Below are 25,593 nucleotides of genomic sequence, written 5' to 3' on the forward strand. Positions count from 1 at the left end.
TCGCGCGTGAACAGCACCTCGTGCCCCGGCAGTCAGCGAATCGCCGTCAGAACACGAACTTGAGGTGCCCGCCCACCGTCGCGAGCACCAGCGAGTACTTCCCGTTGCCGAGGTCGTAGTCCGAGCCGGTCACCGTGCGCGGCAGGATCCCCTGCACGCGGACGTCGCCCGAGAGCGACACGCGATCGCTGAGCTTCAAGACACCCCCGACATCCCCGATCAACCGGTGGTTGTCGGGCGAGGCCACGTCGATCGTGCTGTCCGGCGAGGCCGCCGACTGGTACCCGACCGACGCCGTCGCCAGAAACGCCTCGCTCAGCTTGTACTTGGCGCCGATCTCCGCCCACACCGTGTCGTTCCACCTGCGCGGCAGCGTCACGGTGACGCGATCGGTGATCCCGAGCTTCGGCTGGGCGAGATCCGGAGACGAGGCCTCGACGACGAACGCCTCGATGTCCGAATAGAGCACGTACGAGAGGAGCCCATCGAGGCTGAGCTTGTCGTTCACCCGGTAGCCGACGCCGACGGTGAGCCGCTTGGGGAGCGTGAACGAGAGCTCCGCGTCGCCCTCGACAAGCGGCTTGTAACGCAGGCCCTGCTCGGCGAGGTCCTGCGTGAAGAACGGGTGGTTCATGTCGATGGCGAACTTGCCCTTGTACCGCATCGCGGCGCTGTGCTGGTACGTGAGGCCGAAGCGGAGATCCTTGTTGGGATTGAAGGCGAGCCCGAGGTGGAACGAGGCGCCGTGCGACAGGGCCTCCTTGATCGAGATGGAGCGCGCGAGGACGTCGAGCTCGCGCAGCTCGGACGGCGTGCTCGGGCCGAAGTCGTTGTCCTGCTTGAGGTAGTCGAGCCCGTCGTGGAACTCCTTGAGGCTCCCGAAGTCCTGCACCTTCGAGAGCTCGGCCAGGCCGCTGACGTAGGACACGCCGGCGCCGAGCGAGACCTGGTCGGTCAGCTTGAGCCCCGCGGCCGCCGTGAGCGACGTCGACACGATGAACGCCTGCCGAAGCTGCCAGCGCTGCGCGCCGTCCGGGAAGCTGAGCGCCGCGGCATAGGGGACATACAGGCCGACGCCCACCGTGAGGCGGTTCGGCAGGACCGGGATCGCCAGGAAGGCGTTGCCCGTCGGCGCGATCGGCGTCGTCGACACCTCCTCGGCGCGGCCGCGCTTGCTCGCGTCGACGTTCGCCGGATCGAGCGGGAGCTTGAACTGGAGGGTGTCCGGCGTCTGGTACGTGCCGCGCCGCTCGCGCTGGTAGGTGGCGTGGCCGACGATGAGGCCGGCGCCCAGGACGAGCTCCGGCCGCTGGACCCCCGCGAGCTCGGCCGGGTTCCAGTAGACGGCCGCGGCGTCGGACGTCGTGGGGCCCGAGAGGCCGCTCGTCACCCAGGGCGCGTCGATGCCCGAGGCGTGCGCATCCTGCGCCGTCAGGCAGACGAGGCCTGTCGCGAGCGAGAGCGCGGCGAGTTCACGTCGTGTTCGTTGACGCGCACGGGCGCGGGGCCGCGAGGGCGGCAGAGCTCCTTGCATGAGACGGGTCCTCACGGTGGGGGGGCCGATCACTGGATCCGGGTGAGGGTGAGCGAGAGGCGATGGGGGCTCGGCTTGTCGCCGATCCCGATCTCGTAGCGGTGCCCCTCGTCGTCCGCGAAGTACAGCGTATCTCCTGCCTTGACCTCCACCTTCTCGTGGAGCGCGTCGCCGTCGATCTCCTCGGTCGTCGACACCTTCTTCTCGAGCGCGGGGTCGGAGAAGAAGCCAGGGGTCTCGTAGGCATAGTCGCGCACGCGCACGCCGTCCGCGTCCTTGCGGATGTCGTCGGGCGCGACGAAGTAGAGGTAATCCCGCTGGCCGGCGACGCCGCTCTCGGTGCTCGGCTGGTAGAGATAGAAGTCCGCGTCGCCGGCGGCGTTGTCGTTGAGCTCGAGCGCCATGTCCTTGAGGACCGCTGGATCGCTCGCGAGGTTTTTCTTGATGCTCGCGACGAGATCCTCGGTCTTCACGCCGACCGGCACGTCGCGCAGGGTCACCTCGAGGTCGGCCTCCCCCTCGGCGAGCCCGCCGTCATGGAGCCGCGCCTGGGCCACGTCCAGGAGGATGTCCCAGAAGTAGGACGGCGCCGGAGGCGGGTCTTCCAGGACGACGCTCTCGTCGACGCTGATCTCGGTCCATCCGCTCTCGTCGATGCAGACCTTCACGGCCTCGAAGTCGCTCATCGAGGTGCCCGCGGGCCCGTAGCTCGAGCAGTGATCCTTGATCTTGGCTGCCCTGAGCTCACCCGCGCGGGCGAGGATGTGCTCGAACTCCCAGAGCGGCTGTTCCCACACGGGCGAGTTGCCGCGCGGCGCGGGCTCCCGGCTCGTGCCGCCCGGCAGGAGCATCGCGCTCTCGGGGATGGCCAGCGTCAGCTCGCCGATGCTCAGGTTCTTGGCGAGGTTGTCCAGAACGAGCCAGTCCTCCTGGCTGAAATCGAACAGGGTGTCTATCTGGCCCGGCGTGCTGTTGACGCTCGCGACATCGGCCATCGTGGCGTCGACCCCCTTGTACGGCAGGGCGTTGACGTCGACGCGGACCGTCATCGTGAAGTCGTCGAGGGCCGCCTTCACCCCGGACGCGGCCTTGATGAAGCCGGGGTGCTTCGCGCCGTCCGGGTCGTCCGGGTCGAGCGGCGTCGGGCCGAACTGCGCGGCGAGGCCCGCGAAATCGGTGACGACGTCGTACAGCGTGACGGGGATGGAGTGCGGCGCGACGGGGTAGATGCCGTCCGGGTGCTCGTCGTTCGTCGGCCCTCTCCTGTGCTGGGTGTTCGGGTGGGTGCTGACGAGGTTCTCCAGGACGGCCTGCGAGGTGATCTGGACGGGGATGAGCCGCTCGTTGCCGGCCGCGCCCGTGAGGTCCGAGAGGATCTTCGACGTCGAGAGCCCGACGGCGTTGCCGACCCCGAGCAGGCCCTCGAGGCTCGTGCCGCTGAGGTCGGCGTTCTCCGGCGTCATGTTCAGGAGCCCGACGAGGTTCCGCGACGCGGGCGAGAGCGCCGCGACCTCCGCGGGGGGCATGTACATGACCTTGAGCAGCGCGTTCTCGATGAGCGTCGAGATGTCGAGATCGAGCAGCCATATCCCTTCGAGGGTGGGCCGCGGGATGGCCTTGAGCTCGTCGAGCGTGAGCGTCTTGGCGAAGCGCCTCGCGTCGAACCGCAGGAACTCGAGCGTGAGGGTGCGGCTCTCGCGCACGCCGAGCGCCGGCGGGGGCGGCGGCTGCTCCACCGTGACGGCCTCGACGCAGCCGGGCAGCGCAGAGGAGAGCGCGGCGAGCAGGGGACCGAGCCGGGAGAGCCGGCGAGCGGCAAGTGCGGCGGGGCGGGTGCGGTGTCGCGCTTCCATGATCAGAGCTTCTCCACGTCGGCGGTGATCTCCACCGGATCGTCGCTCTTGGGCACGTAGAAGCGGACCTCGTAGACGGCGCCCTCGTCGTCCTTCATGTACAGCGTGGTCTCGCCGGGCGGCAGCCTGTATTTCTCGTGCGTCGTGTCGTCGACGCCGTCGAGCTCCTTGCTGGAGACCTTGCTCGCCTCGCTGAGATCCGGGCTCGTGAAGAAGCCGGGACTTTCGTAGGTGTAGGCGCGAGGGGCCTCCGAGCTTTGATCCGAAGGCCGGAGGTCGTCCTCGGCGACGAAGAACAAGGTGGGCGCGCCGTCGGGCGCGCCGCGGCCGTAGAAGAAGTCGAGCCCGTCGTTGTTGACCCAGTAACGGCCCAGGATGATCTCGGCGATCTCGCTGGCCTGGCTCTGCAGGGTCGGGCGGAGCTCGGCCACGATCTCGTCGGCGGTCAGGCCGATGCCGACGTTGTGGAGCGCGAAGACCGGCTGGGCGGCGCCTTCGGGGATCTCGGGGTTGCCGTCGCCGGTCGGGTCGTGGATGGCGACCTGCGCTACATCGGCGAGCAGCTCCCAGAAGAACTGCGGACCTGGTACCTCGGGCGGTGGATCGGGCGGAAATGAGATGTTGCCGAGGAAGACAGACCAGCCGGGCGGATTGCCTCCCTGGCCGATGTTCACGCCGAGCCGGCACGTCCCGCCGGCCCTCCAGTAACACCCCGAATAAGGGACGCGATCGCGGTGCGTGAGGTAACCCGCCGTGCCGACGATCGACTCGAGCAGGTAGGGAGGGACGGACCAAATATGATCGGTGCCGACGGGGGTATCCGGGGAGTTGGTCTTGCAGTCCGGGTTAATGTCGCCGTCGCAAGGCGGCACTGCGGACGGGAACTCGCGGAGCGAGATCCGCAAGTCCACAATCGGCGCCGGTGCGATGCCGCTGATCTGGAGCTTGTCGGGATCATTGAAGTCGAACTGCAGCGGCGCGTCGCCGTCGCGCAGGAACATGTCGCCGCCCCCCTTCGAGAGGTCGACCCCGGCGACCCTGCGCAAACCCGACTCGGCGACGACACGCATCTGGAAATCGGGTAGCAGGACATCGCTCCTGGTGGTGAATTCCTCGTCATCGAGGACGAGCACGCCAGGGTGGTCTCCGGACGGGCCGAGCTTCTGGGAGAGCGGCTGAAGATCGAACAGGGCTTCGTAGAGGGTGACAGGCATCCTTACGCCGTCCGCCGCGGGGATGGCAGGGTGCGTGCCGAGCAGCTGCCGCTGGAGAGCGCTGATGAGCTTGTCCATCGGCACGAGCGGCGCCGTCCGGTTGCGCGCGGTCGAGGGGGGCGGCTCGACGCTCAGATCGACATTGACGGTGTCGGCGAGGACATCGGCGAAGTCGAACACGAAGGAGCCGGGGTTCTCCTCGAAGAAATTCCTCAGATCCTCGAGCCGCGTCCCCGTCACAACCGCGTTGGCGGGCGTCATGCTGAGCAGCCGGACGAGCGCGAACTCCGGGGAGGTCCGCCACTCTGGCCCGAAGCTGCGGCCGAGCTCGGTGAGCGAGCAGTTGTGGCCGGGGTTCGCGCTGTCGTTCTGCCACGAGGTCCCACACGCGTTCTGGATCTGCTCGAGCGCGTTCCGGAGCAGTCCGGTGGTGTCCACGTCGAGGATCGTGATCTGTTTGGCGCCGTCCTCGCCGAAGACCTGGAGCGCCTTCTGCTTGTCGAGCTCCAGCACGACCGACGGGACCTCGGCGTCGTCGATGCGCAGGCGGAACCTGTTCGGTTCTGCGATGACCGCGCCGCCGCCCCCGCCGCCCTCGCCGCCGCTTCCCCCGCCGCCCGCGGCCCCGCTGCCGCCGCCGCCTCCGTCGTCGCCGCACGCGGCGAGCGCGGCGAGCAGGACGAGGGAAGCGCCGCGGAGCGAGGCACCGCGCCGGGAGGAGAGGGCGAGCGAGAAGTGCGTCATGCGAGGGTTCCTCGTCGAGGGATCTCTCAGGATCCGCAGGAAGAGACGCCCGATGCTACCGAACTTCGACGCCACGGCGCGACAAAGAGTTCGTGCTGCGACGGCGCCGCGAGCTCGATCCACGACCACGCCGGGAAGGCCAGGACACGTGTCGGTGTCCTTCGTCCGCTCGCCTGCTTGTCGGTTGCTTGTCGGTCTTCTGTCGCCGAGCTGCCCGGCGCGCGCGCAGTCTACGCGCTTCCGAGATCGCTCTGGACGTTCGCTGCTGGCATGGACGGCTCGCCCGACGCGCCCGCCTGGGCGCTCGTCGCGGTCACGGGCGGCTCATGCGCTGGGCCCACGGGCGGCTCAACCGGCGGGGCGGCGGGCGGCGCGGCCACGGGCGGCTCGGCCGGCGTCGCCGGCGGCGGGGGCCGGATGGACGACGGCGCGCCCACGAGCTCGCGCGTCCGGTCGAAGAACGCGCGCAGCTGCGTGAGGCTCGGCTTGCGCTTGCCCGCCGCGATCGCGAGCACCTCCTCGCGGATCGCTGCGTTGATCGGCGTCGCGATGCCGAGCGCCGCGCCGCGCTCGATGACCTCGCCGTTCAGGAAGTCGACCGCCGGCGGGCGGCCTCGCTCGATGGCGGCGAGCATCGAGGAGCGCATGCGGCGGAAGCGCGCGCCCACCGCGAGGAGCAGCGCGTGCTTCGCGAAGAGCCCCGGCGAGCCCACGGCGGAGCGCTCCGCGTCCGTGAGCGCGATCCAGTCGAGGTCGAGCGTCCCTGCGACCTTCTCGAGGCGCACGCCGATCGCGCGCGAGACCTGCACGGTCTCGGTCATGATCTCCAGCGCGAGGCGGCGGACGAAGCGGTGCCTGAGCAGCGCGCCGAGGCGATCGCCGCCCACGGTGCCGAGCGACGAGATGGCGCAGTTGATGGCGAGCTTCGACCAGCGCGCGCCGGCGAGGTTGTCCGTCACGGTCGTCGGTCCGATCGCCTCGAGGATGCGCGCGAGCTCGTCGAGACGCGGATCGCTCGCGCCGTCGAGCCGCCCGAGGACGAAGCCGCCGCTCGAGGTGCGGTCGTACACGCCGGGCTCCACCATCGAGGCGCCCCACGCGACGATCGCCCCGAAGGTGCGCTCCGGGCCGGCGATGCGGGCGATGCGCTCCTCGCAGAGGCCGTTCTGGAGGCAGATCATGGCGCCCGTCGGGGCGAGGTGCGCGACCGCGTTCCGCGCGGCCTCCTCGACCTGCGGCGGCTGCGTCGCCAGGAGGATGTAGTCGAACGGGCGGGTATCCGGGCCGAGCTCCCGCACCGCGCGGCCGCCGACCGTGCCAGGGCTCGCCTCGCCGCGCACCCGGAAGCCGCCGGCGTTAATGGCGTCCGCGATGAGCGGGTTCGTCGTGAAGGCGGTGACGTCGTGGCCCTGCTCGAACAGGTACGCGGCGATGATGCCGCCGATCCCGCCGCAACCGACGACGAGCAGCCGGGGGGCGGAGGAAGCGGGGGCCACGGAGGTGCCCGGGGCAAGCTCGGCAGGTGAATCGATGAAGCTCATGAGAGATCCCTTACCACCGCTGCGGCGCGGGCTCGACGGGCTCGAGGGGGAGCGGCACAAGGGGACAGGGGTATCGGAAACCACGGTGGCTTCCGCAGCGCGTCATGTGTGAGCAGCGGGCGATGCGGCCGTGGCTCGCGGGGGGCCCGCGTGGGCGTTACAGCGCCACGTCCCCAGCTGCCTCGAAGGCGGATAGCAGTTGCCGGAAGCTCTGGAGGTGCCCCGTGCGCGCGCACCGCGCCCGCAGCGCCTCGAAGTACGACGGGTCGATCACCACGCCCGGGCGCTGCTTCGTGTACCGATGGCTGCGCTCGATGAGCATGGCCTTGAGATACGCCAGGTGGAAGCTGGCGCGCGTGGCGTAGCCGGGATAGGTCCCCATCCGCTCGGGATCGTCCGCGCTCACGTCGTAGAAGCGCTTGAAATCGACCAGCTGGGGTGACTGCGGGCCGGCGCGGAGGAAGCCGTCGTGCCCCAGGAACCAGGTCTCGATGCAGCAGTGCTGGATGATGATGCGAATCTCTAGAGACGGATTGGTCCTCGCCATGCGGGCGCCCTGGAGCTCGGCCTGCACGGTGCGGTGGACCTCGGCGTAGCGGGCTTCGTACGTGTCCTCGTCCGAGTCGATGCAGATCCAGAATTCCTGCACGCGACCGGGGTTGGCTTCGATGTCCTGGAGGAGGCCGGCGATCCTGCGATAGCACGAGGGGTAGCCCTTGCCGCTCACGAGGACGTAGCCGTCGGCGATCAGGTCGGCCACGTTGGGCACGCGATGCAGCGCGGGGAGCCGGTGTCGCAGCCATGCCTCGTAGACCCTCGGCTCGGTCTCGGCACCCTCCACGAGGAGGACGAGGTTCATCCCTGGACTCCGTGCTCGTACTCCGGGAGGTTGATGAGTCGCGTGAAGCGGTCGAGGTGCGAGCGATCCTGCGCCATCGCCGGGATCTTGTCGGCGTCGAGCACCCGGACGCGGCTGCCCTTTCGGGTGACGATCTTCCAGTGTCTTGGCGGGATTTGCTCGATGATGTAGGGGTGGTGGCTGGTCAGGACGAGCTGGAGGTACGGCGCCCGGCTCAGGAGGAAGCGCGTTACTGCGGGCAGGCAGTTGACGCCGAGGCTCGACTCCAGCTCGTCGATGAGCACCACCGTGCCTGGCGGAGCGAACGAGAGGTGGATAAGGAAGGAGAGGTAACGCTGCATGCCAGAGGACATGTCGTAAAAGAAGATCCAGCTGGCGACGCCCGACTCGGCTGCCGTGAGCGCGAGGTTGTAGCTACCCCCTGACTCCTTGCTCGCCGTAGGGCCCAAAGGGTAATAGCGCTGGACCTTCAGCTTCTCGACGGTGGGAAACGCTTCCCGGAACGCCTCCTCTATCTCGGCGAACGCCTCCGGAAACACCTCCTGGAGAAGCTCGGCCTTGTGGTGTAGCGGCAGTGTGAAGTCCGCACCAATATCAGCGGCGGATTGGTAGTTGCCCCGCCGCTTCTCGAAGTGAGTCTCCGTCGTAAGTCCGTGGCTCGGCAATGTTTCGAGCGCTGATCGAGGAATGCAGCGCGAAAAGGCCTTGTAAAGCGGAGCCATCTGCGGGTCTTCCTTGAGGACGCCAATCGCACTCTGCGCCCGGTCCAGCTTCGGGAGTGCATGGCCATTCAGAAGGAAGCGCTCAGGCGAGCGCTCCACGATGGCCTGGTCCCCCTGGAGGATGCGCTCGGTCCGGATGAGGGGCGGCTCCTCAGCGTGCAGCGCGCCGTGCTCTTCTGCCCCTCGCCCGACGCGCGGCTCCAGCTCGGCTTCCCAGCGGTACGTGAGCCCTTCGTGCTCGAAGCCGATCGCGAAGCTGGCTCCGCGGATCGCATCGATCAGCTCATCTTCTTCCTTCTCTCCGAGCGCCACAGCGCGGACCTGCTCGATCGCCCGTACGATCCGCGTCTTGCCCGCCCCGGACACGCCGACCAGCAGGTTGAACGCATCGAGCGCCATCGGCTCGAGCGTCCAGCCACGCCCAGCGCTCTGAAACTCGAAGGTCAGGATCCTCATACGGAGGCCAGTCTACGCGCCTGCCCCATTCCGGCTAGCCCTGCCGGCTCGACCGCAGCGCCTCCCCTCGCGATCCCCCTCAATCGCCCGGCGCCAGCACCTCGATCGCCTTCGGCTCCAGCGTGACCGTGATCGGCAGCTTCCCGAGCGGCTCGCCGTCCACGTCGAGGAAGAACGACTGCTCGACGTCGCGGTTCAGGAGCGTCAGCTCGATGCTATCGCACTGGAAGTGGCGCACGTCCCGGTGGCGGATGTGCGAGCCCGTGTACATGCCGGTCGACACGGCCGCGAAGCGGAGGTGGGGCGCGGCGCCCAGGTCGATGACGTCGAACACGCCGTCGTCGAGCTTCGCCATCGGCGCGAGCTGCATGCCCGCGCCGAAGAAGCGGCCGTTGCAGATGCCCACCATGCGCGTCGAGATCTCCTCTTCGCGACGCTCCCCGCGCAGCGTCGTCACGCAGCGCACCCGGCCGACGCGGCTGCGGACGAGGCCCTGGAGCGAGGCCATCGTGTAGGCGAGCGTGTTACCGAGCACCCGCGACGACTCGTTGACCAGCGAGACGACGACGCCGCTCATGCCCGCGGAGAGGACGTTGACGAAGAACGCATCGGCCCGCTGGCCGTCGCGCGTCTCGTACGAGAGGCGGCCCACGTCGAGCCGACGCGTGTGGCCGCTCGCGATCGCGGTGCAAAAGCTGTCGAGCCGGCGGGTGAGCTTCAGCGTCTTGCAGAGATCGCTGCCGGTGCCCGCGCCGATGATCCCGAGCCGCGTGCCGCTGGCGCCCCGGTCCCTCGCCTGCATGAGGCCGTTCACCACCTCGCTGATGCTGCCGTCCCCGCCGACCGCCACGACGGTCTCGCGCCCGCCGAGCGCGGCTTCGCGCGAGAGATCGGCGGCGTGGCGCGGGCGATCCGTGCGCACGATGTCGACGTCGCCGAGGATACGGCGGATGGGCGTCAGCATCTCGTCGAAGAGCCTGCCCGTCTTTCCGCCGCTGGACCGGGGATTCACGATGAGGAGGGGGCGCATGCGGGCACCGATGCTAGATGCCGCAGGCCGCCCAGGGCGAGGTGTTTTTGTCGCGAGCCCCGCGGGCCGACGCCTCGGCGCGCTCGGCGGCGGTCTCACTGCTTCGTGCAGCCGCAGCCGCAGTCGTCGCTGAAGTAGCTCCAGCCGGGCTCGCACACGAAGCGGATCCGGGCGCACTCGTCGTGGCTCTGCCCGACGTACTTGAGCATCGGGCTGTCGGTCCCGCAGCCTTGCGGGCTGCTCGCGCCCGGCGCGCCGCCGGCGCCGGTCGGCTCGCCCTCCAGGCCCCGCACGCTCCCCGTCTCCGCGCCCCTCGGGCTGTCGGCCGGCGGAGCTGCCGCGGGCGCGCCGCTCGGGGCGCCGTGGCAACCCGTGGCGAGCGAGCCGATCAGCACGAGCAACGATGACGAGGAGAGGAGGTGTCGAGTCGGCATGAAGGTGGCTCCGGTGGCAGAGACAGGCCCGCTGCGCGGGGCTCGGCGGTCAAGGGGCGTCGCCTAGGCCCTCCCTCGATGGAGCTCCGAGCGGCGCGAGCCGACGGGGTGGGGGAGCGCCGCGTCGCCGCCCGAGCTCTCGTCGCGCGGGGCGTGCGCGGCGCCCGTCGTGACCGCGGCGTTCTGCGCCTCTTCCTTCGCGGTCTTGGGCAGATCCGCCCCCGTATCGCTGGCGTCCTTGGCGCCCGTGCGCTTCCCCTCAGGCGAGCGGTGCTCGATGATGGCATTGATCTCGGCCCCGAGGAGCACCGCCATCGACGAGATCCACATCCACAGGAGGAGGATGATGACGCCGCCCAGCGCGCCGTAGCTCACCTCGTAGCTGCCGAAGCGGCTGACGTAAAAGGAGAAGCCGAGCGAAGCGATGACCCAGATGACGACCGCCACGACCGACCCCGGGGTGATGAACTTGAACTTCTGCTCGACGTCGGGGAGCAAGTAATAAAGGGTCGCCAGGACCGCCATCACGATGAGCGCCGACACCGGGATGCGCAGCCAGAGGACGAGCGTCGCGAAGGGGCCGAGGTGCGCGGCGAGCGCTGGCGTGGCGACCGCGATCGCCGAGGCGACCGTCAGCAGGACGGCGCCGCCGATGGTGACAAGCAGGGCGATGCCGCGGCGCTTGAGGTACGAGCGGCTGTCCTCGACGCCGTAGGCGGAGTTAAGCGCGTCCATCAGCGCGGTGACGCCTCCCGAGGCGGCCCAGACCGCGCCGAGGGCGCCGACGGTCAGGAGCGCCGGGCTCTGGCCTCCGGTGAGCGCCTGAAGGCGCTCGCCCAGGATGGTGGCCACGGCAGGCGGGGCCACCTGGTACAATTCGCTCATCAGCTTCGCGGAATCGGCAGGGTCGATGACCAGGCCGGCGAGGGCGACCGCGAAGAGCAGGAACGGGAACATCGAGAGGACACCGAAGAACGCCAGTCCAGCAGCGACGGTGTCGATCTTGTCCTTGACGAACTCCTGCGAGATCTCGTGCAGGAAAACCTTCCAGGGGATCTCTCTTCCGGGCAGGTGCATGATGGGCCCTCGCTGGGGTGCATGGAGCGCTGCTGGATTGGCCTGGGGCGGCCCGCGCCGGGGGCGCCGTCCGCTCTCCATGAAATAAAAGCAACGCGAGTGCCAGGCCAGTCGCGGTCGCAGCTGGCCGGAGGGGTCGGCGACCTCCCGCGCTGGACCCCGGCCGAGCGCAGCGGCGGCTCCATCGCTGCGCATGGCGCGAATTGCCCCACACGGCAGAACGGCCACGGCGCGAGCGCCCGAGGCCACCTGGCCGGGCGCTCGCGCGTGGCCTCCGGCGCCGGCGGCGCCGGCGCTCCGCCCCGTGCGGCCGGGCGCTCCGCCGGCGGCCTGCGCCGCGAGCTAGCTCATCGCCTTGCCGATGAACTCGTGCAGCTCCGGATCCATCCCGTGCTGCGTCCTCACCGAGGGCTCCTGCCGGTACATCGTGTTGAGCGATCGCTCGATCCCGGGGTTCTTCCCCGTGAACGCGTCGATGAGCTCCCGCATGCGCTTCACGATCTGCTGCACCGGCTCGCTCTTCGGGTCGGAGCCCTTCTGCATCTCCGCCCGCATGTCGTCGTAGATCTGCTTCCACGCCGACTCGGCCTCACGCATCTTCTCGGGGCCCATCGCGTCCGCGCGCTGCTTGAGCTCCTCGAGCTGCTCTGGGGTGTAGTATTTCTCGATCATGGTCATCACCTCGATGGTTTGAAGGAGCTGCTCCACAGAGACGTCCTCTCCCGACCGCAGGACGTGGGCCAGGCCCTCGAGCCGCGCGCAGAGCCGCTGCTCCAGCGCGATCTGCTCGCGCAGCCGCGACAGGTGGAGCTCGACGGTTTGGAGCGGAGAGAACCCCGGCTGGTCCAGGCACGCGGCGATCTGCTCCAGGCTGAAGCCGAGCTCGCGCAACGACTTGATCTGCTGGAGCCGGGCGACGTCGCCCGCCGAGTACATCCGGTGCCCCGACGCGGTGCGATGCGACGGGGCGAGCAGGCCGATCTCCTCGTAATAGTGGAGCGTGCGAACGGAGAGGCCGGTCTGCCGGGCGAGATCGCCGACTTTCAACGGTGCTGAACGCATGGCGCTACCCCTGTTTCCAGGGCGGGTGAGGACGTCCATGCCCCGGAGGCTAGGTCCTCACGTAGCGTGAGGATCAAGGTCTGGCCTCAACTTTTTCCATTGCTCACGCGCGCCCCGGACAGGTCACTCCTCGCCGCCGGCGGTGGGGGCCTCGACGACGCGCGTCCGGAGGAGCATGCCAGCGAGCGCCGCGGCGACCGCCGCTGCCCAGAACGGCGCGCCCGCGCCGGCCCGCGCGTAAAGCTGGGTGGCGACGAGCGGAACGAACACGTAGGCAAGCTCCTGGAGCGCCTGGTTGCCACCCTGCGCCTGCCCCTGCGCGGCAGGCCCGGCGAGGCGCGACAGGAGAGCAGAGAAGGACGTGGTGATCAGGCCCTCGCCGCCCGCGAAGGCCACGATGGCCGCGATGAACGCCGGCTCCGCGGGCAGGGTGGCGACGAGCGCCATGGTCACGAGGGCAAGGCCGACGAGGGCGAGGCCCAGCGCCAGCACGCGTGAATCCCCGAGGCGCTTTGCGAGGCGCTCCAGCAAGATCCCCTGGACGCACACGTCCGTGACGCCGACCGCGATGACGGTGAAGCTCACCGCGTCGGCGCCCCATCCGAGCCGGTCCTTGGCCAGGAGCGCGAACGTCGCCTGGAGGGCGACGAAGGCCGCTGTGCAGAGCACGCCCACGGCCAGAAGCGGACGGAGGTGCTCCAGGCGGAGCAGACCGGCGAGCTGAGAGAAGGGGTTGAGCCTTCGCCACGGCACCGCGCGGGCCCGGTGCTCAGGGTCGAGGCTCTCCGTGAGGAACACGTAGCTCCCTGCGGCGTTCAAGGCGGTGAGAATGGCCGCAAGGAAGAACGGCGCGCTCAGGCCGAGCTTCAGGGCCAGACCGCCGAGCGCCGGGCCGGCGATCAATCCCGCGCCGAACATCGCGCCCACCCGCCCGAAGTACCGCGCGCGCTGCTCGACCGGCGACGCGTCGCCCAGGTACGCGAACAGCGTGGCCACGTTGCCCGCCGTGATGCCGTCGATCACACGCCCGAGGAACAGGAGCGGAAGGGCGTCGGCGAAGCCGAACAACGCATGGCCGGCCGCGGAGCCCACGAGGCTGAGCAGGAGCACCGGGCGGCGGCCGATCGCGTCGCTCAGCGCCCCGAGCGCCGGCGCGGAGAAGAAGGCGCAGAGCGAATAGGACGCGCTCAGCAGGCCAACCGTCGAAGCCACATGGGCAGGATCGCCGTCGAACCGCGCAGCAAGGAAGGGGATCACCGGGGCGATCAGCCCGGTGCCGACCGCGCTCAGGAAAGCCGTGGCTTGAAGGAAGAAGAGCGCCCCGGGGCGCAGACCCGCGCCGGGATGGCGGTGGACGGTGCTCGTCATGCGGCCACCGTGACGACCCCGCGCCGCCTCCGATTGAACAAACGCGACATGGCGCGCTGCGCGCTGGTGGCGCGCAGGTCAGGTCAAGCGCGCGTGTCTTCCCCTCGAGGGGCGCCTCGCCCGCCGCCGTCGCGCGGCCAGCGGCGCCGCACCTCGCTAGCGTATGCGCCGGGGCTCATGCTCGTGAAGGCGCGGAACTCCCGGATGAAGTGCGCCTGATCCGCATAGCCGAGCTCGAAGGCGAGCGCCGTGAGGCTCACGCCCGGGTCGAGCTCGAGGCGCTCGGTGGCCCGGGAGAAACGGATGAGCCGCGCGAGCACCTTGGGGGACAGCCCAGCGGCGCGCTTGAACTGCCGCTCGAGCTGTCGGACCGACAGCCCGAGCCGCTCGGCGAGCGCGCCGACGCGCGCGCCCCCGTTGCTCGCGTACAGCTCGAGGCCCGCCGCCTCCACCGTGGCCTCGGCCCGGCGGGCCATGCGGCGCCGCGCGAGCAGCCACCCCTCGACCAGCCGGAGCGCGGCGTCGTGGTCGCCGCTCTCGAGGAGCGGGCCGACACGCCGGGAGAGCGCATGCAGACCCGATCCCACGATCGTGCAGCATCCGCGCACGTCGGCCTCGTGCTCGAGCAAGGAGAGGGCGTGCCACGGGTGAAACCGGACGCCGAGCACGCGCGACAGGCCCCGGGACACCATCCGGGTGGATTCGTCCCGCGCGCCGATGACGAAGACGGGCGGCAAGGGACGCAGGCGTCCATCGCGCCCCTCGAGGTGCGCATCGCCGCAGTTGAAGACGAGGTCGATGTTGGCGTCCGGCAGGAGGAAGTGCTCCTCCGTGCTCACCGTATGTAGCTCCTCGTAAGAGGAATAACTCTGCACCGCACCGCGCAAAAGCGGGTGTGGCGCATGCTCGCGGTAGCGGACGTCCTCTGACGTCATCCAGGTCTCGTGACTTTGCGAGACGGAGACGTGGAGCGCAAGCGCTGCGGCGGGTCCGGAGGGCCGCCGGCGCGGGGTGCTGCGCTCCGACCGGTCGGCGCGGCATCGCTGCCGCCGCCCTGGCCAGGTCACCGCATGCGGAGCGTGTATCTCTCGACCGACCTGTACTGAGGTGGCCAGTCGATGTCGAAGCCCTGCTCCGCGGCGGCGTGCCGGGTCCAGTACGGGTCGTAGAGGTGCGCCCGCGCGAGCGCGCACAGGTCGGCTCTCCCGGCCGCGATGATGCTGTTCACGTCCGCGTAGCTCTGGATGTTGCCCACCGCGATCGTCGGCACGTCGGCCGAAAGCCGCACGAGCTCCGAGAGCGGCGTCTGGAACAGCCTGCCGTGCTCCGGTTTGCTGCACGGGTCCGTCTGTCCCGCCGAGACGTGGATGATGTCGGCGCCGTGCTCTCGCAGCATCGTCGAGAGCGCGATCAGATCGTCGGTCGTGAGCCCGCCCGGCGCCCAGTCGGTGGCGGAGATGCGCACGCTCATGGGCTTGTCCGCCGGCCACGCGGCCCGCACCGCGTCGAACACCTCCAGCGGGTAGCGCATCCGGTTCTCGATGGGACCGCCGTACGCGTCGTCGCGCCTGTTCGTGAGCGGCGAGATGAAGCTCGCGAGCAGGTAGCCGTGCGCGCAGTGCAGCTCGATAAGGTCGAACCCGGCCTCGTCCGCCCGCCTCGCCGCCTGCACGAAGTCCGAGGTCACCTGGTCCATGTCCCCGCGATCCATCGCCTTCGGGACCTGGCTCTCCGCGAGGTAGGGGATGGCGGAGGCGCTGAGCAGCGGCCAGGCGCCGCGCTCGAGCGGCACATCCATGCCCTCCCAGAGCAGCTTCGTCGCGCCCTTGCGCCCGGCGTGGGCCAGCTGGACGCCGATCTTGGCCCGGGAGCGCGCGTGGACGAAATCGACGACGCGCCGCCACCCCTCGACATGGTCGGCGCGATAGAGCCCCGCGCAGCCCGGCGTGATGCGCGCTTCGGCGCTGACATCGGTCATCTCCGTGATGACGAGCCCTGCCCCTCCGAGCGCCCGGCTGCCGAGGTGGACGAGGTGCCAGTCGTCGATCCGCCCGTCCGCGGCCGAGTACTGGCACATGGGCGACACGACGACCCGGTTCTCCAGCACGAGCGATCGCAGGCGGAACGGCGTGAACATCGGCGGCGGCGGCGCCCCATTTCCGTCGAGGAGGCGCGCCCCCGCCTGCGCTTCCGCCTTGCGCGCCACGTGCGCGTCGATCTCGCGCACGAACGCCGGGTCGCGCGCCTTCAGGCCCTCGTGCGTCACCCGCAGGCTCCGCGTCAGCAGGCTGAACATGAACTCCACCGGGTCGAGCGCCATGTAGCGCTCGGTGTTCTCGAACCACAGGAGGCTCACCTGCGCAGCCCGCTGGAGCGCCAGCACCTTGGGCTTGCGCTCCGTTTCGTAGGCGGCGAGCGCCTCCGGCACGCCCCGGTGCCGCTGGAGGCTGTCGACGAGCGCGATCGCGTCCTCGAGCGCGAGCTTCGTCCCCGAGCCGATCGAGAAGTGCGCCGTGTGCGCGGCGTCCCCGAGCAGCACCACGTTGCCTGCGCTCCACCGCTCGTTGTGCACCGTGGGGAAGCTCCGCCAGACGCTCCGGTTCTTCAGCAGCCGGTGTCCCTGGAGCTTCTCGGCGAAGAGCTCCTCGAAGTACGCGATCGTCTCGTCCTCGCTGGCGCGATCGAGGCCCGCGCGTCGGAAGGTCTCCTCCCGGCACTCGACGATGAAGGTCGAGCGCTCCGGCTCGTAGCGGTACGCGTGGACCCGGAAGAGGCCGTGGCGGTTCTCCTCGAAGTAGAAGGTGAACGCGTCGAACGGGAACGTCGTGCCGAGCCACACGAACCGGTTCGGGCGGACGTCGATGCGCGGCCCGAACCGCTCGGCGAATCGCTCCCGGATCTGGCTGTTCACCCCGTCGGCCGCGACAACGAGGTCGCTCTCGGCGACGGCCTCTGCCGGGTCCGTCACCTCCTCCTCGAAGCGCAGGACGACGCCGAGCTCCCGCGCCCGGTCCCCCAGGATCGCGAGCAGCTTCCGGCGCGAGAGGCCGCTGAACCCGTGCCCCCTCGAGACGAGGACACGCCCGCCGAAGTGCGCGTGGAGCTCGTCCCAGTGGGCCAGGCTGCTCCGGATCGCGTCGTAGCTCGGGCGATCCGCGTCGGCGAGGCCGTCGAGCGTCGCGTCCGAGAACACGACCCCGAAGCCGAAGGTGTCATCGGGCCGATTCCGCTCCACCACGACGACCTCTCGCCGGGGGTCTGCCTGCTTCGCCAGGAGGGCGAAATAGAGGCCCGACGGCCCGCCGCCCACGCATGTGATCTTCACCGCCCTGCTCCTCTGCTCCCGCGTCTGCGCCCGCGCCGGAGCCTACACGAGAACCCCGAGGTACAGCGCGGCTCCGGTGGAAATCAAGCGCGCACAGGCTCGAAGAACGGGATTTCCGGGACTCGCAAGAGCTGGTTCGCAGCGCCGCGCGATCGAGCGCGGCAGTCCACGCCGTCCCCCGGCTCGCACAGGCAGCCGGCGACGCAGTCGTCAGAGGCGATCTTCACACCGGATTTCCTGGAGGCTCCCAGAGCGCCACGAGCATCGGTGTCGAGCCCGACGGCCAGAGAGCGAATTCGGCGCGCTGGAGCAGATGGGCCCGCCTAATCCGACAATTCCTCTCATTGATTGGCACTTGGCGGAAAATTGAACAGGGAGGTGAAGCGACGGGGAGATTCGGTCGGATTTGGGTCCTCTTTATCCCCGCCTCCTGTTCAATTCCCCACGGAAAATTCGACGGAATGCTTCTGCAGGAGCGTCTCCGGGCGACCGACGAACGGGGTTGGTCGGCAAGCGTAAGTAGGGTAAGCGTTGATCAGAAGAGCGATCGTCGGGAATGTAGACCGAGCCCCGAGGTGACGCCGGGGCGCACGTACCGCTCTGCTTCAAATATTCTCCTTAGCCACGATGCGGCTCATCACCGGGACACGTCTCGGGATGCGCCAGGTGAATTCCACCCGAACGGCTGGTCACTCCATGAGCAAGACAGCGCCGCCCGACACCGATCGATCGGTACCGTTCCTCCGCCGTTCCATCGCGGCGGGCATGTTCGCGATGGGGCTCGTCGGCCTGACGGCGGCTGCCTGCACCGGGCAGCTCGGCGATGGGAGCCCGGGCAGCTCTACGGACGACGACAGGCCCATCGACCCGACCACCGGGAAGCCGGCCGCCTACGACTGCAGCGAGGCCCGGACGAGCCCCAGCGTGCTGCGCCGTCTGTCCAAGGTCGAGGTCCAGCTGACCCTTCAGGATCTGTTCCAGCTCGACGAGCCGCCCACCGTGGACAGCATCCCGGAAGACACAGGCCAGGGTGGCTTCCGGACGATCGCCGCCCTCCAGAACGTGTCGGATCAGCACCTGCGCGCCTACCTGGCCATCGCGGAGACGCTCGGGCAGGAGCTCATGGCGGACGAGGCGCGCCGGACATCGGTGCTCGGCTGCGAGCCGGAGGCCGACGATTGCCTCGAGCGCTTCGTGCAGCGCTTCGGCAAGCTGGCGTATCGAAGGCCGCTCTCGGCCGAGGAGGCGAGCGATCTGGTGGCGCGGGCGAGCGAGGTCGCGCGGGACAGGGAGGACGCGTTCCGCTTCGTCATCGAGGCGCTGCTGACCTCGCCCAGCTTCCTGTTCAGGATCGAGGTCGGCTCGGCCGGCTCGCAGACGTCGACCTTGACGCCGCTCGAGCTCGCGTCGCGGCTGTCGTTCACGCTGTGGGGCCGGTCCCCGAGCGCAGCGCTGCTCGAACGGGCCGAATCCGGCGAGCTCGACAGCGAAGCGGGCCTCCGCGCGGTCGCGGAGGAGATGGTCGAGGACGAGCGGACTCAGGTCTTCTTCAACGCCTTCTTCAAGCAGTGGCTGACCTTCGAGCAGCTCCGCGCGCCGGTCAACCCGGACGCGTCGTTCACGCCCGCGCTGCTCGAGGACATGATCGCCGAGAGCGAGCTCGTCCTCGGCGAGCACGCGTTCACGCCTGACGTCGACTTCTTCGACGCGCTCACCGCGAACCACACGTATGTCACCCCGGCGCTCGGCAAGTTCTACGGCCTCGAGGTATCGGGGGACGGCGTGAGCCGCGTGGAGTTCCCGGCCGGCCACCACCGGGCGAACACGGGGCTTCTCACGCACGCGAGCCTCATCAGCGCCAAGAACGACGGCGATCTCATCGCCGTGCGCGGCCAGTGGCTCCGGGCGGCCTTCCTCTGCGAGAAGATCTCGATCCCCGCGGGGCTCCTCGAGCAGCTGGAGAGCGAGCTCTCCGGCCTGACGTATCTCGAGGTCCTCCAGAAGCGCAACACCCAGGAAGGGTGCGCTGGCTGCCATTCGCTCATTGATCCCATCGGCGTCGGCTTCGCCCAGTACGACAAGCTGGGGAAGTACGATGGGAGCATCGGTATCGACGAGTTCGGGCTGGAGCCGCGCCTGGAGGGCGCTGCCAACGAGTCGTTCGACTCGCTCGCTGCCCTGGCGGCGGAGCTGCGGCGGAGCCCCGATCTGGCCGCCTGCGTCGCGGAGAAGCTGTTCATCTACACCCAGGGGCGCGAGCCGGCGGCCGAGGACCGCTGCGCGATCGACGCCTCCGCGGGGAGCTTCACCCAGGACGGCAATAGGTTCCGCTCCTTCCTGACCGCCATCGTGCGCTCGCCGGAGTTCCGGCTGCGGAGGGCGCCAGAGTGATGTGCTCGCACACGGTTCGACCGACGGAAGAGGAGTGTCGCCAGTGAAGATCTCGAGAAGAGCTCTGCTCCGCGGGGCGGGTGTCGCGGTCGCCCTGCCGTTCCTCGACGTGATGCGGCCCCAGCGCGCCAGCGCCGCGCCGGCGGATCCGAAGCGCTTCGTGGCGTTCTTCGTCCCGAACGGCACGGATCCCGGGGCGTGGCACCCGAAGACGGAGGGGCCGCTCTCGGCGGAGGGGCTGCCGCCCTGTCTCGTGGACATGAACGGCTTTGACGCCGAGCGCGAGTGGCCGGCGGGAGACGCGATCTGGCGCGACGTCACGATGGTGTCCGGCGTCGACCACCAGGGGATCTGCTCCGACATCCACAGCCCCGCCATGGCGCTGTGCGCCCACACCGACGGCGGCGGGACGGCCGTCCCGCGCAAGGCCACGCTCGACCAGTACCTCGCCAACCACATCGCGGCCGAGACCCCGTTCCGCAACCTCAACCTGTCCCCCACGGGCGACACGGCGGTCACGCAGGGCTTCATCTCGTTCAGGGACGGCGGTCAGGTGGAGGATGCGTTCCGCGATCCGGCGAAGGTGTTCGACACGCTCTTCAGCAACCTGGGCAACCCCAGCGAGGAGATGGACGACATCCGGCGGCGCCGCGCCAGCGTCCTCGACTGGGTGCGAGAGGACGCGAGGCGCCTGAACCTGCGCCTCGGCGCGGCGGATCGGGCGCGCGTGGAGCAGCACCTCGAGTCGGTGTTCGAGCTGGAGAAGCAGATCCAGTCCACGACGCAGTCGGGCTGCACCGTCCCCGGCGCGCCCACGAAGGGGCAGAACTTGCACGGCAAGTTCAAGCAGATGATCGATCTCGGGCTCCTCGCCCTCACCTGCGACCTGACGCGGGTGCTCGTCCTGCAGTACTCGAACAGCTGGGGCCTCGACTTCGCCGGGTACGATCTGCCCGACGGCGTGGGGGACTGGAGCGATCACTTCATCTCGCACAAGCTCGGCGATCGCGACCGCGCGACCGATCTCGACGGGCTGCCGCAGGCGGAGGCGATGCGCATCGCGAACGCCCGCGTCGTCCAGACGTCGCGGTTCAAGGTGCGCCGCTTCGCCTACCTGCTCAACGCGATGAAGGCCGCCCAGACGGCGACGGGCAACCTGCTCGACGAGTCGCTCGTGCTCTACACGTCAGAGAACGGCGACGGGGACTCCCACGGTCGGACCAACATGCCCATCCTGCTCGCCGGGCACGTGGGGGGGTTCCAGACAGGCCGCGCCGTCAAGGCCAACAAGCCGCCGACCGGCGCGCTCCATTGCTCCATCATCAACTACTTCGGCGTCGAGCTGTCGGAGTACGGCGACCCGGCGAGCGGGCCTATCGCCGGCCTGTGAGCCTCGCGCGCCGCCAGGCCTGCGCGTGACACCTACCAGCGATCGACCTTCGATGGGCTCGCCTGCTCGAGGCTGCTGAGCAGCTCGCCCGCCACGGTCGGGCAGGGGACGTGCATCCAGCCCGGGCCATGTGACGCCGCGCGGGCATGAGCGGCACAGCTCTCCGCGCGTGAGCGGCGGACGCGCCGTGCGCTCAGGCCGCGCGCGTCCGCCGGATGTGAGCGACGTGGATGCCAGAGGAGGGGTGAGGCATGGAATCGCTGGGACGGTATTGGTGGCTGCTGGCCCTGAGGGGCGTGGTCGGGATCCTCTTCGGGTTCTTGTTCTTCCTGTGGCCGCTCCCATCGCTCGCCACGCTCGTGCTGCTGTTCGGCGTGTGGGCGTTCTTCGACGGCTGCGCCGCGTTCGCGTCCGCGCTCAGCGGCCGCGGCGGCGTGTATTCCGTGGTCGAGGGCATCTTCGGCGTCGGGATCGCGGTCCTGACGTTCTGGCGGCCCATGATCACCGCGCTCACGCTCTACGGCGTGATCGCTGCGTGGGCCATCGTGCTGGGCATCTTCAAGATCGTCAGCGCGGTGAAGCTCCGGCACGTGATCACCAACGAGGTCTGGCTCGGGCTGAGCGGCGCCGTCTTCGTGATCTTCGGCGTGCTCATGGTGGCGCTCCCGGCGGCAGGCGTGCTGGCGCTCGTCTGGTTCATCGGAGCGTTCGCGATCGTCGAGGGAGCGATGCTCCTCGGGCACTCGCTGCGCCTGCGCCGCGTGGCGAGCGTGGTCGCGCCGATGCGCATGCCGTGACGCCCGGCGGCGCGCCATGTAGACGGCGCGCCACGGAGCGGAGCGAGCCCGTCAATCGATCTGCAGGTGGTAGTGCGCGGGCGTCGTCTCCTCGAGCACCAGGACACCCCCGACCTCCGCGGCGCTCTCGAGGAACGCGCGCTTTTCCTTGGGCGACATGGTCCTGTTGCGCACGTCGACGGCGCCTCTCCGCAGGTGCGCGGAGACGTAGATCCCCCGGTCGATCTGGTCCTGGATGACGGCCTCCATGGCGGCCACCACCTGCTCCGGCGGCTTGCGGGAGTTCGCCTGATAAGCCTTCTTGATCTCCTGGACCGCCGCCTTGTTGCGGTAGAGCTGGAGGAGGTCCTCGCCGAGCCTGAGCTTCGTGAACATCGCCCTGGCCTGGCGGTTCGCGTCGCGTGTGCCGCTCGTGATCACGAGGTGCTCGCGCGTGCGTCGCGCGTAGCCCTGGTCGATCTGCTCGACCTTGGCGGCGATCTTCGCCGGGAGCGTCACGCCCGGGAGCACCTCGTACGGCGGCGGGGACCACGGCTCCGTGGGCACGGCCTTCCCGAGCGCCGTCAGGGGCGGCAGCTGCGCGCGCCGCTCCTCTTCCTCCGTCGGCAGCTCGTCGCACTCGGGTCGGGTCGCCGGCGCGGCGGCGCGCGGCGCGGCGCTCGCTGTCCCGGCGGCGCGCGGCGCGCTCGGGGCCCGCGGCGCGGCGCTCGCCGGCGCCGCGGGGGCGCTCGTGGCGGGCGGATCGAGGCCCGGCAGGCCGATGCTCGGCAGATCGATGGACTCGAGCCGCTCCGTACATCCGGTCGCGCACAGCAGCGCCGCGGCGAGGGCGCGCAGGCGGCGCGGCGGCTCCAGGGACCGTTCCTGTGCGGCAGCTCGGCGTGTCGGAGGCGTCGGCAAAGCCGGAGCAGCGTGCCACGGCGCGCGGCGCGGACGAAAAAAACGGCGGCGCGTGACGTCGGCCCTCTCGACGCGCGGGGCCCCGCATCGACTACACAGCTCCCCATGCCCCATGCCCCCCTGACCGGCCGTATCGCCTTCGTGACCGGCGCCGGCACCCGCCTCGGCGCCGCGACGGCCCGCGCGCTCGCGGCCGCCGGCGCCGACCTGGCCGTCCACTACGCCACGAGCGGCGCCGGCGCGGACGTCATCGTCGACGAGGCGCGCTCCCTCGGCCGCCGCGCCGCCGCATTCCAGGCGGACCTCCACGACCGGGGGGCGCTCGCCGCGCTCGCCCGCGCCGTGCTCGGCTGGTCGTCTGGCCGGCTCGACCTCCTTGTCCACAACGCGGCGAACTTCGATCGGGTCCCGCCGGCCGAGCTCTCCGCCGAGGCGTGGGATCGGGCCATGGCGCTCAACGCGACCGCGCCGTACCTGCTCACGCTCGAGCTCGCCCCCGCGCTCCGCGCCTGCCGCGGCAGCGTCGTCGCGATGGTCTGTATCAGCGCCGAGCGGCCCTGGAAGAATTACATCCCGTATTCGGTGTCGAAGGCCGCGCTCGCGCACCTGGTCCGCGGCCTCGCCGTGGGGCTGGCGCCGGAGGTGCGCGTGAACGGCGTGGCACCCGGGACGGTGCTGCCGCCGTCCTCCTACGACGAGGCCACGCTCGCTCGCCTCCGCGAGCGCATCCCGCTCCAGCGCATCGGCGAGGCGGAAGACGTCGCCCGCGCCGTGGTGTTCCTTGCTGAAAACGACTTCATCACCGGCCAGATCCTCGCGGTCGACGGCGGCGCCTCGGTCGGGTGACGCGCCGCCTCGGCGCGCGGGTAGATCCGCCCCAGCGTGAACGGGCGCGCGCTTTGGCTTGAACGACCTCACCTGATCGACCCATAGTTCGGGCCTGATGAGCCAACCGCCCGAGACCAGCGCCGCCCCCCTCCAGGCAGATCCTGCCCACAGCGCGCCCGCCGAGGGCGGCCCGGCCGAGGCGCCCGCGGCTGCGGCTCCCGGCGCCGAGGCCAAGCCGGCGAGCCACGACTCGACGCTGCCCGAGGCGCTGATCGCGTTCATGCTGGAGCGCTGGGCGCCGGCGTCCGGCGAGCTCCCGCAGGCGATCGCGCACGCAGAGGTGTTCGCTGCCCGCCGCCGCGCCCTGTCGAAGCTCTTCCCGGCGGAGACGCTCATCATCCCGACCGGGCACGAGAAGGTGCGCTCCAACGACACGCACTACCGCTTCCGCCCGGGCTCGGACTTCTTCTACCTGACGGGCAACCTCGAGCCTGACTGCGTGCTCGTGCTGCAGCCGCAGGAGGGCGGCGGGCACCGGGACATCCTCTTCGTCGAGCCGAACCCCGGGCGCAGCGACAAGACGTTCTTCACCGATCGCGCCAAGGGCGAGCTCTGGGTCGGCCCCCGCCTCGGCGTCGAGCAGAGCCGCGCGCACTTCGGCGTCGACGAGTGCCGCGGGCTCCCCGAGCTGGACGCGTACCTGAGCGGCCTCGTCGGCACGGTGACGCGCCCCCACCGGGTGCTCCGTGGCATGTCCGAGCGCGTCGACAAGCTCCTCGCCCGGCACGATCGCGACAAGCAGCTCGGCGAGGCGCTCTCGGAGATGCGCCTCCTCAAGGACGCCCTCGAGGTGCAGGAGCTCGAGGCGGTCGTCGCGTCGACGAAGCGGGGCTTCGAGGACGTCATCCGCGCGCTCCCCCGCGCGCGGAGCGAGCGAGAGGTCGAGGGCACGTTCAACCTGCGCGCCCGGGTCGAGGGCAACGACGTCGGTTACGGGACCATCGCCGCGTCGGGCCACCACGCGTGCATCCTGCACTGGACGAGGAACGACGGCGCGCTGGAGCCGGGCAAGCTCCTCCTGGTCGACGCCGGCGTCGAGGGCAACGCGCTCTACACGGCCGACATCACGCGGACCCTGCCGATCAACGGGAAGTTCTCCAGGGAGCAGCGCGAGATCTACGAGCTCGTGCTCGAGGCGCAGGAGGCGGCGATCCGCGAGGTGAAGCCGGGCAACGACTTCATGGAGCCGAACCGGGCGGCGATGCGGGTGCTCGCCCGAGGGCTCGAGCGGCTCGGCATCCTCCACGTCTCCGCCGAGGAGGCGCTCAAGGACGACAGGCAGCTCTACCGGCGGTATTCGCTCCACAACGTCAGCCACATGCTGGGCCTCGACGTGCACGACTGCGCGCAGGCGCGGCAGCAGGTCTACAAGTTCGGCAAGTTCAAGCCGGGCATGGTGCTCACGGTCGAGCCAGGGCTGTATTTCCAGCTCGATGACGAGACCGTGCCGGCCAGGTACCGCGGCATCGGGGTGCGCATCGAGGACGACATCCTCGTCACGGAGACGGGGTATCGGAACCTGTCGAGCGATATCCCGAGGTCGGTGAGCGACGTGGAAGCGTGGATGGCGGGACTCTGGGCCACGCCGAAGTGAACTGAACGGCGGGCGGGGAACGGAACGGGCCACGCGAGCGAGTCGGAGGGCGCACCTAGACGCGGGGGCCGCCGGTGGCGGGTGGAGCCGCGCGGGAGGGCGGCGGGGGTCCCCCCACAAACTCGCGCCTTTTGGGGGGCTGTTGCCACACAGGAGGGTGGGGTGGGGCTGGGGGCGACTCGCTTCGGTGCGGGCCGGCGCTCGGGTTTGTGGGGCCCACCCCCGCCGCCCTCCCGCGCGGCTCCACCCGCCACCGGCGGCTCTGCCGGGGGGAGCGGTGGTCGGGAGCTCGGGCTTGAGGGGCGGTGGGGTGGTGTCTGGTGGTTCCAGGAAGTCCGTGGTTGTGGAGGGCGGTTGATGCCGTCAGGACACGGCGAGGGGCTTGGGGGGGGCTGGCGCACGGACGCAACGGCG

Annotated in this window: 19 protein-coding genes; 5 read left to right on the forward strand and 14 right to left on the reverse strand. The window is 70.1% G+C overall.

The window, feature by feature from the left end; translation table 11 throughout:
• Positions 1-46: 46 nt before the first annotated feature.
• The 13 genes from WMF19_RS49070 to WMF19_RS49130 form a co-directional block, all read right to left on the reverse strand.
• Positions 47-1,534: an OmpP1/FadL family transporter gene (locus WMF19_RS49070; RefSeq protein ID WP_437896651.1), complete on the reverse strand. Its 1,488-nt coding sequence runs from the start codon at positions 1,532-1,534 to the stop codon at positions 47-49.
• Between the two features lie 29 nt (positions 1,535-1,563).
• Complete coding sequence (locus WMF19_RS49075) at positions 1,564-3,387, reverse strand: acetyltransferase (protein ID WP_437896652.1); 1,824 nt, start codon at positions 3,385-3,387, stop codon at positions 1,564-1,566.
• Positions 3,388-3,389: 2 nt separating this feature from the next.
• Positions 3,390-5,345, reverse strand: a complete 1,956-nt coding sequence (locus tag WMF19_RS49080; protein ID WP_437896653.1) for a hypothetical protein — start codon at positions 5,343-5,345, stop codon at positions 3,390-3,392.
• A gap of 230 nt (positions 5,346-5,575) precedes the next feature.
• On the reverse strand, positions 5,576-6,886 hold the full coding sequence (locus tag WMF19_RS49085) for a ketopantoate reductase family protein (RefSeq protein WP_437896654.1): 1,311 nt from the start codon (positions 6,884-6,886) through the stop codon (positions 5,576-5,578).
• Between the two features lie 157 nt (positions 6,887-7,043).
• Entirely contained in the window at positions 7,044-7,745 is a 702-nt protein-coding gene (locus WMF19_RS49090; RefSeq protein ID WP_437896655.1) for a hypothetical protein, read from the reverse strand.
• On the reverse strand, positions 7,742-8,866 hold the full coding sequence (locus WMF19_RS49095) for an AAA family ATPase (protein ID WP_437896656.1): 1,125 nt from the start codon (positions 8,864-8,866) through the stop codon (positions 7,742-7,744). Before WMF19_RS49095 ends, WMF19_RS49090 begins: the two co-directional genes overlap by 4 nt.
• 136 nt (positions 8,867-9,002) lie before the next feature.
• A complete protein-coding gene (locus WMF19_RS49100) occupies positions 9,003-9,953 on the reverse strand; it encodes a diacylglycerol/lipid kinase family protein (protein ID WP_437896657.1) in 951 nt (316 codons plus the stop codon).
• Between the two features lie 95 nt (positions 9,954-10,048).
• Complete coding sequence (locus WMF19_RS49105) at positions 10,049-10,387, reverse strand: hypothetical protein (protein WP_437896658.1); 339 nt, start codon at positions 10,385-10,387, stop codon at positions 10,049-10,051.
• Positions 10,388-10,450: 63 nt separating this feature from the next.
• Entirely contained in the window at positions 10,451-11,464 is a 1,014-nt protein-coding gene (locus WMF19_RS49110) for a YihY/virulence factor BrkB family protein (protein ID WP_437896659.1), read from the reverse strand.
• Positions 11,465-11,806: 342 nt separating this feature from the next.
• A complete protein-coding gene (locus WMF19_RS49115; protein ID WP_437742944.1) occupies positions 11,807-12,526 on the reverse strand; it encodes a MerR family transcriptional regulator in 720 nt (239 codons plus the stop codon).
• Positions 12,527-12,649: 123 nt separating this feature from the next.
• A complete protein-coding gene (locus WMF19_RS49120; protein WP_437896660.1) occupies positions 12,650-13,894 on the reverse strand; it encodes an MFS transporter in 1,245 nt (414 codons plus the stop codon).
• An 83-nt stretch (positions 13,895-13,977) separates the two neighbouring features.
• Positions 13,978-14,829, reverse strand: coding sequence for a helix-turn-helix domain-containing protein (locus WMF19_RS49125; protein ID WP_437896661.1), 852 nt, complete (start codon positions 14,827-14,829; stop codon positions 13,978-13,980).
• Between the two features lie 128 nt (positions 14,830-14,957).
• Complete coding sequence (locus WMF19_RS49130) at positions 14,958-17,219, reverse strand: bifunctional salicylyl-CoA 5-hydroxylase/oxidoreductase (RefSeq protein WP_437896663.1); 2,262 nt, start codon at positions 17,217-17,219, stop codon at positions 14,958-14,960.
• Between the two features lie 696 nt (positions 17,220-17,915).
• Here WMF19_RS49130 and WMF19_RS49135 point away from each other — a divergent pair.
• The 3 genes from WMF19_RS49135 (at position 17,916) to WMF19_RS49145 (ending at position 21,797) form a co-directional block, all read left to right on the forward strand.
• Complete coding sequence (locus WMF19_RS49135) at positions 17,916-19,610, forward strand: DUF1592 domain-containing protein (protein ID WP_437896665.1); 1,695 nt, start codon at positions 17,916-17,918, stop codon at positions 19,608-19,610.
• A 43-nt stretch (positions 19,611-19,653) separates the two neighbouring features.
• Entirely contained in the window at positions 19,654-21,000 is a 1,347-nt protein-coding gene (locus WMF19_RS49140; RefSeq protein ID WP_437326315.1) for a DUF1552 domain-containing protein, read from the forward strand.
• A gap of 251 nt (positions 21,001-21,251) precedes the next feature.
• Positions 21,252-21,797 carry an HdeD family acid-resistance protein gene (locus WMF19_RS49145; RefSeq protein WP_272096392.1) on the forward strand — a complete coding sequence of 182 codons (546 nt, stop codon included), beginning with the start codon at positions 21,252-21,254 and terminating at the stop codon, positions 21,795-21,797.
• Positions 21,798-21,848: 51 nt separating this feature from the next.
• On the opposite strand, the gene WMF19_RS49150 is transcribed toward WMF19_RS49145, so the two are convergent.
• Positions 21,849-22,697: a hypothetical protein gene (locus WMF19_RS49150; RefSeq protein WP_437896667.1), complete on the reverse strand. Its 849-nt coding sequence runs from the start codon at positions 22,695-22,697 to the stop codon at positions 21,849-21,851.
• A 105-nt stretch (positions 22,698-22,802) separates the two neighbouring features.
• Between WMF19_RS49150 and WMF19_RS49155 the strand changes: the two genes are divergently transcribed.
• Positions 22,803-23,543 (forward strand): SDR family oxidoreductase, encoded by a 741-nt coding sequence (locus WMF19_RS49155; protein ID WP_437896669.1) that lies wholly within the window; start codon positions 22,803-22,805, stop codon positions 23,541-23,543.
• Positions 23,544-23,640: 97 nt separating this feature from the next.
• On the forward strand, positions 23,641-25,179 hold the full coding sequence (locus tag WMF19_RS49160) for an aminopeptidase P family protein (RefSeq protein WP_437896671.1): 1,539 nt from the start codon (positions 23,641-23,643) through the stop codon (positions 25,177-25,179).
• The last annotated feature ends 414 nt before the right edge of the window (positions 25,180-25,593 follow it).

The organism is Sorangium sp. So ce124 (assembly GCF_051525235.1).
In the GTDB taxonomy this organism is placed as follows: domain Bacteria; phylum Myxococcota_A; class Polyangia; order Polyangiales; family Polyangiaceae; genus Sorangium; species Sorangium atrum.

What these genes read in the sequence shown, in the direction of transcription:
- WMF19_RS49070 (WP_437896651.1), bottom strand. Translation starts at nt 1,534, where the DNA reads ATGCAAGGAGCTCTGCCGCCCTCGCGGCCCCGCGCCCGTGCGCGTCAA.
- WMF19_RS49075 (WP_437896652.1), bottom strand. Translation starts at nt 3,387, where the DNA reads ATGGAAGCGCGACACCGCACCCGCCCCGCCGCACTTGCCGCTCGCCGG.
- WMF19_RS49080 (WP_437896653.1), bottom strand. Translation starts at nt 5,345, where the DNA reads ATGACGCACTTCTCGCTCGCCCTCTCCTCCCGGCGCGGTGCCTCGCTC.
- WMF19_RS49085 (WP_437896654.1), bottom strand. Translation starts at nt 6,886, where the DNA reads ATGAGCTTCATCGATTCACCTGCCGAGCTTGCCCCGGGCACCTCCGTG.
- WMF19_RS49090 (WP_437896655.1), bottom strand. Translation starts at nt 7,745, where the DNA reads ATGAACCTCGTCCTCCTCGTGGAGGGTGCCGAGACCGAGCCGAGGGTC.
- WMF19_RS49095 (WP_437896656.1), bottom strand. Translation starts at nt 8,866, where the DNA reads ATGGCGCTCGATGCGTTCAACCTGCTGGTCGGCGTGTCCGGGGCGGGC.
- WMF19_RS49100 (WP_437896657.1), bottom strand. Translation starts at nt 9,953, where the DNA reads ATGCGCCCCCTCCTCATCGTGAATCCCCGGTCCAGCGGCGGAAAGACG.
- WMF19_RS49105 (WP_437896658.1), bottom strand. Translation starts at nt 10,387, where the DNA reads ATGCCGACTCGACACCTCCTCTCCTCGTCATCGTTGCTCGTGCTGATC.
- WMF19_RS49110 (WP_437896659.1), bottom strand. Translation starts at nt 11,464, where the DNA reads ATGCACCTGCCCGGAAGAGAGATCCCCTGGAAGGTTTTCCTGCACGAG.
- WMF19_RS49115 (WP_437742944.1), bottom strand. Translation starts at nt 12,526, where the DNA reads ATGCGTTCAGCACCGTTGAAAGTCGGCGATCTCGCCCGGCAGACCGGC.
- WMF19_RS49120 (WP_437896660.1), bottom strand. Translation starts at nt 13,894, where the DNA reads ATGACGAGCACCGTCCACCGCCATCCCGGCGCGGGTCTGCGCCCCGGG.
- WMF19_RS49125 (WP_437896661.1), bottom strand. Translation starts at nt 14,829, where the DNA reads ATGACGTCAGAGGACGTCCGCTACCGCGAGCATGCGCCACACCCGCTT.
- WMF19_RS49135 (WP_437896665.1), top strand. Translation starts at nt 17,916, where the DNA reads ATGAGCAAGACAGCGCCGCCCGACACCGATCGATCGGTACCGTTCCTC.
- WMF19_RS49145 (WP_272096392.1), top strand. Translation starts at nt 21,252, where the DNA reads ATGGAATCGCTGGGACGGTATTGGTGGCTGCTGGCCCTGAGGGGCGTG.
- WMF19_RS49155 (WP_437896669.1), top strand. Translation starts at nt 22,803, where the DNA reads ATGCCCCATGCCCCCCTGACCGGCCGTATCGCCTTCGTGACCGGCGCC.
- WMF19_RS49160 (WP_437896671.1), top strand. Translation starts at nt 23,641, where the DNA reads ATGAGCCAACCGCCCGAGACCAGCGCCGCCCCCCTCCAGGCAGATCCT.